A 13062-nucleotide genomic window follows, 5' to 3' on the forward strand; every position below is an offset into this window, starting at 1 on the left:
TGTCTACTGCCGCCGTGTGGGGCCTTGACGATCTTCTTTTGGCCCCACACCGCGGCAGTAGTGCTCGGTCGGCACGGTGGCAGGCGGGTATTTCGGGCATACCAGGTTGGTCCGCCGTACGCGATATCGAAGGAGGGCTCACCCGTGTCCGAGCTCACTGGCAAGACCATTGCTTTCCTCTGCAGCAACGAAGGTGCCGAGCAGGCCGAGCTGACCCGACCCTGGCAGGCCGTGAAAGACGCCGGGGGTACGCCGAAGCTCGTGGCCCCCGAGGCCGGCGAGATCCAGGCCTTCAACCACCTGGACAAGGGCGACACGTTCCCGGTCGACGTGACGGTCGCCGACGCCGACCCGGCGCAGTTCGACGCGCTCGTGCTGCCCGGGGGAGTGGCCAACCCCGACCAGCTGCGGATGAAGCCCGACGCCGTGCGGTTCGTGAAGGACTTCTTCAGCGCGGGCAAACCGGTCGCGGTGATCTGTCACGGCCCGTGGACGCTGATCGAGGCCGACGTCGTCCGCGGCCGGAAGATCACGTCCTGGCCGAGCCTGCAGACCGACCTGCGCAACGCCGGCGCCACCTGGGTCGACGAGCGGGTCGTCGTGTGCCCGGGCGGCGGCAACGTGCTGGTCTCCAGCCGCAAGCCCGACGACCTCGACGCGTTCTGCGGCGAGCTGGTCAAGCAGTTCGCGCACCATGTGGCCCAGGCCGCCTGACCGAGCGGACCGGCCCTTGGTCCGCTGCCGTCAGGCCAACGGTTCGATGCGAAACACCGGGTGGTCGGGGGCGATGCGGCGCAGGTCTGCGTCGCTCGCCGCCGGCCCCACCCCGCCGAAGAACGCACCCACCTCGGCCTTCCACCGCTTGAGATAGGCACGCAGCACGGGCGGCTTCTCGTCGTCGGTCAGCTCGGTGGCCCGGACCTGCTCGACGGCTCGACCGAGCCGCAGCCCGCAGGTGCCGGCGACGCGCAGGTTGCGCACCCACTGCGTGACGCCCCGCGGCGCCACCAGGTAGCGCTCGCCCTCGAAGGTCAGCAGGTTGACCGGGGTCTCGCGCGGTTCGCCGCTGGTGCGGCCGCGGACGACCAGCACCCGGGACCCCCACACGCTGAGCCCCGCCCGCGTCGCCATCGCAACGGCTCGGTTGAACACGTTGCGGGTGAACCAACCCGGCTCGACGTACCTGTCAGTGCTCACCGGTCACATCTTGCCGCGCGCTACGGCCGAACGGGGTTCAGGCCTTCGGTCCGATGAACGTGTCGAGTAGCGCTACGTCTGCTCGCCGCGCCACGTTGACGTTGCAGCGGTTGTTCTGCCGGGCCTGTACGCCGATGAGCCCGCACGCCCACACGAAGAGATCGAGGATGTTGCGAGGCCTGTTGGTGAAGAAACAGCGTGGGTACGAGTAGCGTCGGCCCTTGACCATCACCGTGTTCAGGCACCGACTTCCGTCGGAATGGATCAAGCCCCGAAGAAATTGCTGCGGCTGCGCCTTCACGAGCAGGACCTGCCACTCGTCCACGACAATCGGCCTCTCGTGCTTCAGGGCCGGCCCGTGTTGCGGGAAAAGGCACGGCCAACGCTGCGAGTACGCCGTGAGAGCCGTGCAGCCCTGCGAGTGGACGGCACACACATGGTTCGGCAGACAAGCCTTCATCGCGTCGCGGATCTCTTCGCCAGTCGGCGATCACGACTCGGCTGACGCCGGTGAGGCGACTGACGGCCGCGATTGACAGGCCGCTGCCGAGCAGTGCGAGGGCGTGCCGACGGACGTGAGCGTCGTACATTGCGGCATTGTCGACGACGCCATCGACAAAATGACCGGCTCAGTGCCCCGGGTCGGATTCGAACCGACACTTGATGGGTTTTGAATCCATTTCCTCTGCCGTTGGGATACCGGGGCAATACTTTTGATTTCTCATGGCACACCGACAGTTTACCGGGTTGCTGCACAGCCGGCCCCGTGCTCTCCGGCTACCGCGGCCGCGTCGGCCGAGCCTGCGTACGCTGCGCGGATGGCGGACGAGCGGTGGTTCTGGTGCATGCGCCACGGCCGGGCTGAGCCCGAGAGCGAGGCCTGCCGCATGTGGGACCGGCTCGGTCCCTACGACTCCCGGGACGAGGCCGAGCACTGGCGCGAGCGGGTCGAGCAACGCAACGCTGCATGGGAGGCGGAGGACCGCCGCTGGGAGGGCGACGACTGACGCCTCACGTCACCCGCCGCGCGCTGCCGAGGACCTCCGCCGTACGCCGGTCCGCCGGGTGATCGTGGCGCTCGACTCCGGCCCCGGCGCCGCTCGGTAGGGTCGGACGTGTGACCGAGCAGGAGGGTCGGCGGGTCGTCATCGCCGAGGACGAGGCGCTGATCCGCCTCGATCTCAAGGAGATGCTCGAGGAGGAGGGCTTCGAGGTCGTCGGCGAGGCGGGCGACGGCGAGACGGCGGTTTCGCTCACGCAGCAGACAAAGCCCGACCTCGTCATCCTCGACGTGAAGATGCCGGTGATGGACGGCATCACCGCCGCCGAGCAGATCGCCCGCGACCGCATCGCGCCGGTTGTCATGCTCACGGCGTTCTCGCAACGAGACCTCGTGGAGCGGGCTCGTGAGGCCGGCGCGATGGCGTACCTGGTCAAGCCGTTCTCCAAGTCCGACCTGCTGCCCGCGATCGAGATCGCGCTGAGCCGCTACGCCCAGATCGCCGCGCTGGAGTCCGAGGTCTCCGACCTGCAGGAGCGGCTCGCCACCCGCAAGATCATCGACCGGGCCAAGGGTGTGCTGCAGACCGAGCACGGCATGACCGAGCCGGCGGCGTTCCGCTGGATCCAGAAGGTCTCGATGGACGGGCGGCGCTCGATGCGCGAAGTCGCCCAGGGTGTCGTCGACGGCACCTTCGTGCCCGGCGCGTAACGGGCGGCGAGGCACGAGGGCCTCGAGCGCGCAGCGGGGCCCGGTCCTTTGGTGCCGTCTGCGCCTTCCCCGCGCGTAGACGTTGTCTACTCAGAGTCCGGGCCCCGTCGCTTAGCGCAAGGTAGCGAGGTCCGCGGCCTCCGGTCAACGCTCCGGGGCACTCGACCTCGTCATATTTTCCTTGCGTATCAAGGGAGTTCGACCACACCCGGCGCGGGTAGGGGCGTCAGCGGGCAGACCGCTCACATGCGGACGTTGCGGACGTCGCCTGCACAGTGAGTGACAGACGGCGTACGCTCCGTCGGGCTTGCGGGGAAGCCTGCTTCCTACTTGCGTGGTCCGACCTCGAGTCGGCCGGGTGTCGAGGGGTGCTTCCGTGAGCCGTTCGCCGGTGGTCACGCGCGTCGCCTTACCGGTCGACGTGCCCCAGCTCGTCGAGCTGCTCGGCGAGCTGCGCGCGGTCGAGGGCCGCGAGTCCCTCGCCGTTGATCCCGGGTGGCCTGCCGACGACGTCGAGGGCCGGTTGTACCGCGCGCTCGCCGACCCGGGCTACCGCGTCGTCGTCGCGACCGAGGACGAGGTCCCGGCCGGGATGGCCGTGCTCGCGACCGCCTCGCTCGGGCCGTTGACCGACGAGCGCGCCCTGACGGTCAGCCACCTCGTCGTACGCCACCGCTTCCGCCGGCGCGGCATCGGCCACGCCCTGCTCGCGGCGGCGGCGGCCTACGCCGACGAGATCGGGCTCGACCATGTCCTCGTCGGCGCCTATCCCGCGCTGCGCGAGGCGAACCGCTTCTACGCGCGGCTCGGGTTCGCGCCGCTGAGCGTACGGCGGGTCGCTCACGTGTCCACGCTGCGCCGCAGGCTGGCCGCCCCCCGGCAGCGTTCGCTCATCGACGACATCTCCCGCCGGCGGCTGACGCGCGCCGGCCGCAGCTGACCGTCGGGCTCGGCGAAGGCCGGCGGCCCGCGCCGTTTCGACGGACCGTGAGGTTTCGGCGGGCCGCGGGGCTGTCGGCCCGCGCACCTACGATGGCGGCGTGGTGGACGCGCAGGGCGAGCGGCTGTTGCTGCTCGACGGGCACTCGTTGGCCTACCGGGCGTTCTTCGCCCTGCCGGTCGAGAACTTCGCGACGACGACCGGGCAGCCGACCAATGCGGTCTATGGCTTCACCTCGATGCTCATCAACGTCCTGCGCGACGAGGCGCCGACCCACGTCGCCGTCGCGTTCGACGTGTCGCGGCAGACCTTCCGCAGCGAGGTCTACGCCGAGTACAAAGCGGGTCGGTCCGAGACTCCCGCCGACTTCCGTGGCCAGGTCAGCCTCATCCAGGAGGTGTTGACCGCGCTGGCGATCCCGATCGTGAGCGCCGAGGGTTACGAGGCCGACGACGTCATCGCGACGCTGGCCACGCAGGCGGAGCGCGACGGCATGCAGGTGCTGATCGTCACCGGCGACCGCGACGCGCTCCAGCTCGTCGACGACCAGGTCACCGTGCTGATGACGCGCAAGGGCATCAGCGACATGACGCGGTTCACGCCCGACGAGGTGCAGGACAAGTACGGCCTGACCCCGGCGCAGTACCCCGACTTCGCCGCCCTGCGCGGAGACCCGTCCGACAACCTGCCCGGCATCCCCGGGGTGGGGGAGAAGACCGCGGCCAAGTGGGTCCGCGAGTTCGGCTCGCTCGCCGCGCTGGTCGACCGCGTCGACGAGGTCACCGGCAAGACGGGCGACGCGCTGCGCGCCGGGCTGGCCGGTGTGCTGCGCAACCGGCAGCTCACCGAGCTCGCCCGCGACGTGGCGCTCCCGGTCGGCCCGCACGACCTGCACCTCGGCCAGTGGGACCGGGAAGAGGTGCACCAGCTCTTCGACACCCTGCAGTTCCGCGTGCTGCGGGAGCGGCTCTACCAGACCCTCCAGGCCGTCGAGCCCGAGGCCGACGAGGGGTTCGACGTCGACGGCGCGGTCCTCGGGCCCGGCGACGTCGCGCAGTGGCTCGACGCGCACGCCCGCGGCGCGGGTCGCGTCGGGCTGTCGGTGCACGGCACCTGGGGGCGCGGCACCGGCGTCGTCACCGGCCTCGCGCTGGCGGCCGCCGACGGCAGCGGCGCCTGGATCGACCCGACGCAGCTGACCGACGACGACGAGCGGGCCCTGGCCGGGTGGCTCGCGGATCCCGGCGTACCCAAGGCCGCCCACGACGTGAAGGGACCGCTGCACGCGCTGGCCGAGCGCGGCTGGACCGTGGCAGGCATCAGCAGCGACACCGCGCTGGCCGCCTACCTCGTGCTGCCCGGGCAGCGGGCTTTCGACCTCGCCGACCTGTCCCTGCGCTATCTGCGCCGCGAGCTGCGCGCGGAGGCCCCCAGCGACGGTCAGCTCTCCCTCGACGGCGGTGACGAGGCCGACACGGCGCAGGCCGAGGTCGTGCGGGCCCGGGCTGTCGTCGACCTCGCCGACGCGCTCGACGCCGACCTCGACCGTCGCGGGGGCGCGCGCCTGCTGCAGGACGTCGAGCTGCCGCTGCTGTTCCTGCTCGCCGAGATGGAGCAGACCGGCATCGCCGCCGACCTCGAGCACTTCGCCACGCTGTCCGACCGGTTCGGCGACCAGGTCAAGCGCGTCACCGACGACGCCTACGGCTGCGTCGGCCGGGAGTTCAACCTCGGGTCGCCCAAGCAGCTGCAGCAGATCCTCTTCGACGAGCTCGGCCTGCCGAAGACCAAGAAGATCAAGACCGGCTACACCACCGACGCTGACGCACTCGCCTGGTTGGCGACGCAGACCGACCACCCGCTGATCCCGCTGCTGCTGCGCCACCGCGACGTGTCGCGACTCAAGACCGTCGTCGACTCGCTGATGCCGATGGTCGACGACCACGGCCGCATCCACACCACCTTCAACCAGACGATCGCGGCGACCGGCCGGCTGTCGAGCACCGATCCCAACCTGCAGAACATCCCGATCCGCACGGCCGAGGGCCGCGAGATCCGGCAGGGGTTCGTCGTCGGCGCGGGCTTCGACGAGCTGATGACCGCCGACTACAGCCAGATCGAGATGCGCATCATGGCCCACCTGTCGTGCGACGCCGGGCTCATCGAGGCCTTCAACTCCGGCGAGGACCTGCACGCCTACGTCGCGTCGAAGGCCTTCGACCTGCCCCTCGGCGAGGTCGACCCCGAGCTGCGCCGGCGGATCAAGGCGATGTCCTACGGCCTGGCCTACGGGCTGTCCGCGTTCGGCCTCGCCCAGCAGCTCGGCATCAGTCCCGACGAGGCGCGCGGGCAGATGGACGCCTACTTCTCGCGCTTCGGCGGCGTCCGCGACTACCTCACCGGAGTGGTCGACCAGGCGCGGCGCGACGGCTACACGGAGACGATCCTCGGGCGGCGGCGCTACCTGCCCGACCTCACCAGCGACAACGGTCAGCGCCGGGCCATGGCCGAGCGGATGGCGCTCAACGCTCCGATCCAGGGCTCCGCGGCCGACATCATCAAGATCGCGATGCTCCACGTGGCCGTGGCGCTGAAGGACGCCGGCCTACGCAGCCGGCTGCTCCTGCAGGTGCACGACGAGCTCGTGCTCGAGGTCGCGCCGGGGGAGCGTGACGAGGTCGAGGCGCTCGTACGCCGCGAGATGGGCAACGCCTACCGGCTCGACGTCCCGCTCGACGTCTCGGTCGGCTTCGGCACCACCTGGGACGACGCCGGCCACTAGGCCGCCCCGCCCGGCGTCGATGTCGGGTGGCCTAGCGGCCCAGGCGGTCCGCGTCGGTGACGTTGGCGAGGCGCACCTCGCCCTTGGCGACGAGCCGGTCGGTGTCGTCGACGATGTCGACCTGCCAGAGCTGCTGGGTGCGGCCGCGCTGCACCGGGGTCGCGGTGGCGGTCAGCGTGCCCGCCCGGGTGGCCCGGACGAAGTTCGTGTGGTTGGCCACCCCGACGACCTGGCCGCGGCCACGGAACCACGTGCCGGCCGCGATGCTCGCCGCCGACTCGACCAGCGCGCAGTAGGCGCCGCCGTGCACGATCCCGTAGGGCTGCAGCATGGTCGGCTTCACCTCGCAGCGCAGCACCACGCGGTCGCCGGTCACCTCGACGTACTCCACCCCGAAGGTGTGGTCGAGACCGGTCCCCGGCGGCGAGAACCCCTCGGCGGCCAGCGGATGTTCGGAGGATGTCGTCACGACACCGCATCCCATCACGCGCTGCAGCCCGACGGTGCGGTCAGCCGATGACGCGCGGTGCGTCGGCCGTCAGGGCCGGTTCCCACTTCAGGTAGTAGGCGTTGGCATTCCAGAGGATGAACCCCGGCATGCCGCTGTCACGGGCGCCCTTGATCTGCGACGCGATCATCGCTGGCGTGTAGTTGCCGCGGAAGTCCTCGGCCTGCAGCCACGGGACGACCTCGCAGTTGGTGCCCTTCACCGCCTTGGCCCAGTCGGTCAGTGAGCGGTGCACGATGTCGTAGGTCGCCTGCGGGCCGGCGTTCGGATCCGGTACGCCGTACTCCCCGTGCAACCAGTGCGACGGGTAGTCCATCGGCGTGACGACGTCGAGGTACCTCGCCAGCTGCGGGACGTTCTGCGCGGTGTCCTGCGGGGCGTTGACGGCCTGGGCGAACAGCGCCGCTCCGACGAAGGCCCCGAGCGGCCGCAGCGCCGCCCGCGACTGCTCCGCGAACTGGTTGATCGCCTGGTAGGCGGCGGCGTTGGTGTGCGGCAGTTTCGGCACCCGCATGGCGTTCCAGTTGCCGTCGGGCCGGCGGATGTAGTCGAAGATGACGTCGTCGAAGCCGGCCTTCGCAGCCGCCTTCGCGATCGCGATGTTGTAGTCGCGCACGTGCTGGTCGGAGAAGTTCGTGAACGACGCCTTGCCGTAGCCGCCGTTGCCCCACGGCTGACCGGTCGGGGTCTGGATGACCCACTCCTTGTGGCCGTGGTTCCAGGCCCAGCCGGCGAGGGCCGGGTCGCGGAACGCCACGATGCGGCCGATCAGCCGCACCCCGAGCGCGTGCAGCTGCGCGGCGACCTTCGCCGGGTCGTAGTACTTGCGCACCGCGCCCACCTGCGACGCGAGCGCCACGCCCGGGTCGAAGTTGACGATGCCGTCCTCGTCCTTGATGTCGAGCTGCACCGCGTTGATCTTGTGCTGCCGAGCCAGCTGCAGCGCCTCGTTGCGGTCGCGGTCGAACGTCCACGACAGGCCGGTCTCGTGGATAGCGCGGATCTTGTTGGGGTAGCGCACGGGCACGTCGATCGTCTGCTCGGTCGTGTTGCCGGCGGCGTCGCGGGCCACGATCTTCGCGGCGACCGGGGGAGTGGCGTAGTGCACGGAGAACGTGCCGGCGTCGACCGCGACCTTCTTGCCGTCGGCCAGCACCGACGACGCGCCCGCCGCGGTGCCGGTCACGGTCACCGCCTGCTTCAGTGACGTGGCCTTCGGCACGTCGACGCGCAGCGTCGGCGGGGTCGTGTCGACCGTGAACGAGCGGCGCACGGTCGCGCCGGCACCCGGGAACTTGCCGGGCAGCTCGACCACCAGCCGGTGGGCGCCGTCGGCGAGGCCGGCAAGTGGGACCACCACGGCCTTGCCCTCGTGCTCGCCGGTCACCGGCTTGCCGTCGAGCCGCATCGTCACGCGGTCGCTCGAGTTGCCGTCGGCGACCACGTGAAAGGACGCCGTCTTCAGCTCGGACGCACCGACGAGCGCGCCGTCGCGGGGCCCGTCGACCCGCAACGAGACCCGGCTCAGCTGCACGGTGACCGGGACGGCGGCCGCGACCACGCCGACCGCGACAACGGGCACGACGACACGGGGGCGTAGGAAACGGCGATGCTTACGCGTAACGGGACGAAGCACGTGGTCCTCGCGATGGGGCGGTGAGGGGTTTGCGAAGGGGGATGCCGGCCGAACCCGGACGCGCGGCCGCCGGCAAGCGGAGAGGCTACGTCCTCATCCGGCTCATCGCACGGATGTGGCCGGTTCCGCGCGCCGCCGACAGAGGAAGATGGCGGTACCGGGTAGGAGCCGCCCGCGCAGCGGGCTCCAGTGCCCCCACGGCCGGTCGTGATCTGCCGGCCACTCCGGCTCGACGAGGTCGACGAGGTCGAACCCGGCGTCGGTGATCTCACGCACGCGGTCACCCATCGTGCGGTGGTGCTCGACGTAGGTGGCCGCCCCCGTGCCGTCGACCTCGACGTAGGGGGTGCGGTCGAAGTACGACGTCTCGACGGTCAGCCCGCGGGGCCCGGGGTCGTCAGGGAAGCACCATCGGATCGGGTGGGTCACGGCGAACACCCACCGGCCGCCGGGGGCCAGCACCCGCGCGACCTCGCGCATCACCGCCGCCGAGTCGGCCACGAAGGGCACCGCGCCGAACGCCGAGCACGCCAGGTCGAACACCCCGTCCGCGAACGGCAGCAGCTGCGCGTCGGCCTGCACCAGAGGTACGACGACCCCGGTGCGCCCGGCCAAGCGCCGGGCGTGCTCCAGCTGCCCGGCCGACAGGTCGACGCCGACCACCCGCGCCCCGGCGCCGGAGAGCCAGCGCGCGCACTGCGCCGCGCCGCAGCCGACCTCCAGAACCCGCCGGCCGCGGACGTCGCCGAGCAGCCGGGCCTCGCTCTCGCGCAGCCCTTCGGGGCACCAGAGAAAGTCGGCGTCGCCGAGGAACTCGCCGTGCTCCGCCTGGTAGTCGTCCGCGGCCCCGTCCCACCAGCGCAGGTTGGCCCTGGTGGTCTCCGGACGGCTCACGGGCCGGCGTACGACCGCCGCGGTGCCGGGCGCGCTGTCGTCGCGATCGTCCACGGCGGCACACGCTATGCCCGCGTTGACCTGTGCGGAGGCGTGCCCCTATCCTGATCGGAGCGCTGTGGGCCTTCGCCGCGACCTCGGACGGAGCAGGCTCGCGCTCGTTGTGTCGATATCGAAGTCTTCGGAAATCTGGTCTCGGCAGCCGCAACGAAAGGGCCCCCCGCGCGTCCGCCCGAGCCACCATCCAGCCGGAGACCGACCCACTCCATGACGACTGCCACCGACGCACGTCCCGACTCTTCCCAGCCCGCACACGCCCTCGCGCAGGTCGCCATCAACGACGTGGGCTCGGCCGAGGACTTCCTCGCCGCCGTCGACTTGACCATCAAGTACTTCAACGACGGCGACATCGTCGACGGGGTCATCGTCAAGGTCGACCGCGACGAGGTGCTGCTCGACATCGGCTACAAGACCGAGGGCGTCATCCCCTCGCGCGAGCTGTCGATCAAGCATGACGTCGACCCCAACGAGGTCGTCACCCTGGGTGACCACATCGAGGCCCTCGTCCTCCAGAAGGAGGACAAGGAAGGGCGCCTCATCCTGTCCAAGAAGCGCGCGCAGTACGAGCGCGCCTGGGGCACGATCGAGACGATCAAGGACGAGGACGGCATTGTCACCGGCACGGTCATCGAGGTCGTCAAGGGCGGCCTGATCCTCGACATCGGCCTGCGCGGCTTCCTGCCCGCCTCCCTCGTCGAGATGCGCCGGGTCCGCGACCTGCAGCCCTACGTCGGCAAGGAGCTCGAGGCCAAGATCATCGAGCTCGACAAGAACCGCAACAACGTCGTGCTCTCCCGCCGCGCCTGGCTCGAGCAGACGCAGTCCGAGGTGCGCCAGACGTTCCTCACCACGCTGCAGAAGGGCCAGATCCGCAACGGCGTGGTCTCGTCGATCGTCAACTTCGGCGCGTTCGTCGACCTCGGCGGCGTCGACGGTCTCGTGCACGTCTCCGAGCTGTCGTGGAAGCACATCGACCACCCGTCGGAGATCGTCGAGGTCGGCCAGGAGGTCACCGTCGAGGTCCTCGACGTCGACATGGACCGCGAGCGGGTCTCCCTGTCGCTGAAGGCGACGCAGGAGGACCCCTGGCAGCAGTTCGCCCGCACCCACGCCATCGGGCAGGTCGTGCCCGGCCGGGTCACCAAGCTGGTGCCGTTCGGCGCGTTCGTCCGCGTCGACGAGGGCATCGAGGGCCTGGTGCACATCTCGGAGCTGGCCGAGCGCCACGTCGAGATCCCCGAGCAGGTCGTGCAGGTCGGCAACGAGATCTTCGTGAAGGTCATCGACATCGACCTGGAGCGCCGGCGCATCTCGCTGTCGCTGAAGCAGGCCAACGAGGGCACCATCGGCGAGGCCGTCGCGGGCTCCTTCGACCCGACGCAGTACGGCATGCCGGCGCAGTACGACGAGGCCGGCAACTACCTCTACCCGGAGGGCTTCGACTCCGACAGCCAGCAGTGGTTGCCGGGCTACGAGGAGCAGCAGGCCGAGTGGGAGCGGCAGTACGCCGAGGCGCACGCCCGCTGGGAGGCCCACCAGAAGCAGGTCACCGAGGCGCAGCAGGCCGAGGCCGAGGCCGCCCAGTCCTCGAGCTACAGCTCCGAGGGCGAGGAGGCAACCGGTGCGCTGGCCTCCGACGAGGCGCTCGCTGCGCTGCGCGAGAAGCTGACCGGCGGCGGCTCGGAGGAGTAGCCCTCCTCCGAGCCCGACCCGACCGGCCGCGGATGGCAGACTGCGCGCCGTGCTGCGCGTAGGCCTGACGGGCGGGATCGGGTCCGGCAAGAGCGAGGTGTCCCGGCGCCTCGTCGCGCGCGGGGCCGTCCTGATCGACGCCGACCTGCTCGCCCGCGAGGTCGTCGAGCCGGGCACCCCCGGCCTCGCCGCGATCGTCGAGGCGTTCGGCCGGGAGGTGCTGCTCGCCGACGGGGCGCTCGACCGGGAGGCGCTCGGCCGGATCGTCTTCGCCGACCCCGAGCAGCGCAAGCGGCTCAACGCGATCGTGCACCCGCTCGTCGGCGCGGCCACGACGGCCCGCTTCGAGGCGGCGCTGGCCGCCGACCCCGCCGCGATCGTGGTCCACGACGTACCGCTGCTCGTCGAGTCCGGGCTCGGCCGGGCCTACGACGCGGTGGTGGTCGTCGCCGCCCGCCCCGAGACCCAGCTGCACCGGCTGGTCGCCCTGCGCGGCATGACCGAGGCCGACGCGAGGGCCCGGATGGCGGCCCAGGCGTCGCTCGAGGACCGGCTGGCCGTGGCCACGCACGTGATCTGGAACGACGTCGCGCTGGACGAGCTGGACGCACAGGTCGACGAGGTGTGGCGCGCCCTGGTCGCCCAGAACGCCGGCGTCGCCACGTAGCGCTCGCGGCGGGTTCTCGCGTTCCCGGACTGTCGGCGGTCCGGCGTACCGTCGATGTCGTGACCGTGACGCCGCAGAAGCCGAAGCTCGAGCTGCCGCGCCGCGACGGTCGCTTCGAGGTGGTGTCGGAGTTCGCGCCGTCGGGCGACCAGCCCGAGGCGATCGACGCGCTCGAGCGGCGCATCCGGGCGGGTGAGCGCGACATCGTGCTGCTCGGCGCCACCGGCACCGGCAAGTCGGCGACGACCGCGTGGCTGATCGAGCGGCTGCAGCGGCCGACACTGGTCATGGCGCCCAACAAGACGCTGGCCGCCCAGCTCGCCAACGAGCTGCGCGACATGCTGCCGCACAACGCGGTCGAGTACTTCGTCAGCTACTACGACTACTACCAGCCCGAGGCCTACGTTCCGCAGACCGACACCTACATCGAGAAAGACTCCTCGATCAACGAGGAGGTCGAGCGGCTGCGCCACTCGGCGACGATGTCGTTGCTCACCCGGCGCGACGTCGTCGTCGTCGCGTCGGTCTCCTGCATCTACGGGCTCGGCACCCCGCAGGAGTACGTCGACCGGTGCGTGCGGCTGCGGGTCGGCGAGGAGATCGAGCGCGACGTGCTGCTGCGCCGGCTCGTCGACGTGCACTACAACCGCAACGACCTGTCGTTCACCCGCGGCACGTTCCGGGTGCGCGGGGACACGATCGAGGTGTTCCCGGTCTACCAGGAGCTGGCCGTCCGCATCGAGATGTTCGGGGACGAGGTCGAGGCGATCTCGACGTTGCACCCGCTGACCGGCGAGGTGGTCAGCAACGACGACACGATGTTCGTCTTCCCGGCGACGCACTACGTCGCCGGTCCCGAGCGGATGGAACGCGCTATCGCCGGCATCGAGGCCGAGCTCGAGGATCGGCTGGCCGAGCTGGACAAGCAGGGCAAGCTGCTCGAGGCGCAGCGACTGCGGATGCGCACGACCTACG

The 13062-nt window shown here is 70.8% G+C and carries 12 protein-coding genes, 1 tRNA gene and 1 pseudogene; 8 read left to right on the forward strand and 6 right to left on the reverse strand.

All coding sequences use genetic code 11. The annotated features are described in order from the left end of the window. The first annotated feature begins 144 nt into the window (after positions 1 to 144). On the forward strand, positions 145 to 714 hold the full coding sequence (locus VFJ21_05800; protein HET7406638.1) for a type 1 glutamine amidotransferase domain-containing protein: 570 nt from the start codon (positions 145 to 147) through the stop codon (positions 712 to 714). 30 nt (positions 715 to 744) lie between these two features. On the opposite strand, the gene VFJ21_05805 is transcribed toward VFJ21_05800, so the two are convergent. From VFJ21_05805 to VFJ21_05815, 3 genes are all read right to left on the reverse strand, one after another. After that, entirely contained in the window at positions 745 to 1197 is a 453-nt protein-coding gene (locus tag VFJ21_05805; protein HET7406639.1) for a nitroreductase/quinone reductase family protein, read from the reverse strand. A 37-nt stretch (positions 1198 to 1234) separates the two neighbouring features. Further along, positions 1235 to 1522 (reverse strand): hypothetical protein, encoded by a 288-nt coding sequence (locus tag VFJ21_05810; GenBank protein HET7406640.1) that lies wholly within the window; start codon positions 1520 to 1522, stop codon positions 1235 to 1237. A 308-nt stretch (positions 1523 to 1830) separates the two neighbouring features. Next, positions 1831 to 1903, reverse strand: a tRNA-Leu gene (locus VFJ21_05815). 112 nt (positions 1904 to 2015) lie between these two features. Between VFJ21_05815 and VFJ21_05820 the strand changes: the two genes are divergently transcribed. The 4 genes from VFJ21_05820 (at position 2016) to polA (ending at position 6630) form a co-directional block, all read left to right on the forward strand. Further along, positions 2016 to 2204 (forward strand): hypothetical protein, encoded by a 189-nt coding sequence (locus tag VFJ21_05820; GenBank protein ID HET7406641.1) that lies wholly within the window; start codon positions 2016 to 2018, stop codon positions 2202 to 2204. A 110-nt stretch (positions 2205 to 2314) separates the two neighbouring features. Then, the gene (locus VFJ21_05825; GenBank protein HET7406642.1) at positions 2315 to 2908 is read left to right on the forward strand and encodes a response regulator; all 594 of its coding nucleotides are present in this window, start codon (positions 2315 to 2317) and stop codon (positions 2906 to 2908) included. A 376-nt stretch (positions 2909 to 3284) separates the two neighbouring features. Next, positions 3285 to 3848 carry a GNAT family N-acetyltransferase gene (locus VFJ21_05830; protein ID HET7406643.1) on the forward strand — a complete coding sequence of 188 codons (564 nt, stop codon included), beginning with the start codon at positions 3285 to 3287 and terminating at the stop codon, positions 3846 to 3848. Between the two features lie 100 nt (positions 3849 to 3948). Next, positions 3949 to 6630, forward strand: coding sequence for a DNA polymerase I (polA, locus tag VFJ21_05835; protein ID HET7406644.1), 2682 nt, complete (start codon positions 3949 to 3951; stop codon positions 6628 to 6630). A gap of 31 nt (positions 6631 to 6661) precedes the next feature. Here polA and VFJ21_05840 read toward each other — a convergent pair whose 3' ends face one another. The 3 genes from VFJ21_05840 to VFJ21_05850 all read right to left on the reverse strand — a co-directional run bounded on the left by VFJ21_05840 (position 6662) and on the right by VFJ21_05850 (position 9668). Next, positions 6662 to 7075 carry a PaaI family thioesterase gene (locus tag VFJ21_05840; protein ID HET7406645.1) on the reverse strand — a complete coding sequence of 138 codons (414 nt, stop codon included), beginning with the start codon at positions 7073 to 7075 and terminating at the stop codon, positions 6662 to 6664. 64 nt (positions 7076 to 7139) lie between these two features. Continuing rightward, positions 7140 to 8720 (reverse strand): putative glycoside hydrolase, encoded by a 1581-nt coding sequence (locus tag VFJ21_05845; GenBank protein HET7406646.1) that lies wholly within the window; start codon positions 8718 to 8720, stop codon positions 7140 to 7142. Between the two features lie 156 nt (positions 8721 to 8876). Next, a complete protein-coding gene (locus tag VFJ21_05850; protein ID HET7406647.1) occupies positions 8877 to 9668 on the reverse strand; it encodes a class I SAM-dependent methyltransferase in 792 nt (263 codons plus the stop codon). A gap of 267 nt (positions 9669 to 9935) precedes the next feature. On the opposite strand from VFJ21_05850, the gene rpsA reads away from it, so the two are divergent. The 3 genes and pseudogenes from rpsA to VFJ21_05865 all read left to right on the forward strand — a co-directional run. Continuing rightward, positions 9936 to 11420 (forward strand): 30S ribosomal protein S1, encoded by a 1485-nt coding sequence (gene rpsA / locus VFJ21_05855; protein HET7406648.1) that lies wholly within the window; start codon positions 9936 to 9938, stop codon positions 11418 to 11420. Between the two features lie 49 nt (positions 11421 to 11469). After that, positions 11470 to 12048, forward strand: a pseudogene (gene coaE, locus VFJ21_05860) (dephospho-CoA kinase). 98 nt (positions 12049 to 12146) lie between these two features. Further along, on the forward strand, positions 12147 to 13062 hold a 916-nt coding region (locus VFJ21_05865), incomplete at its 3' end, for a DEAD/DEAH box helicase family protein (GenBank protein HET7406649.1).

This window comes from Mycobacteriales bacterium, assembly GCA_035690485.1.
Taxonomy (GTDB): domain Bacteria; phylum Actinomycetota; class Actinomycetes; order JAFAQI01; family DASSKL01; genus DASSKL01.

Excerpts from the sequence above, each read along its gene's own strand:
- rpsA (HET7406648.1), top strand. The coding sequence starts at position 9,936 with ATGACGACTGCCACCGACGCACGTCCCGACTCTTCCCAGCCCGCACAC.
- VFJ21_05820 (HET7406641.1), top strand. The coding sequence starts at position 2,016 with ATGGCGGACGAGCGGTGGTTCTGGTGCATGCGCCACGGCCGGGCTGAG.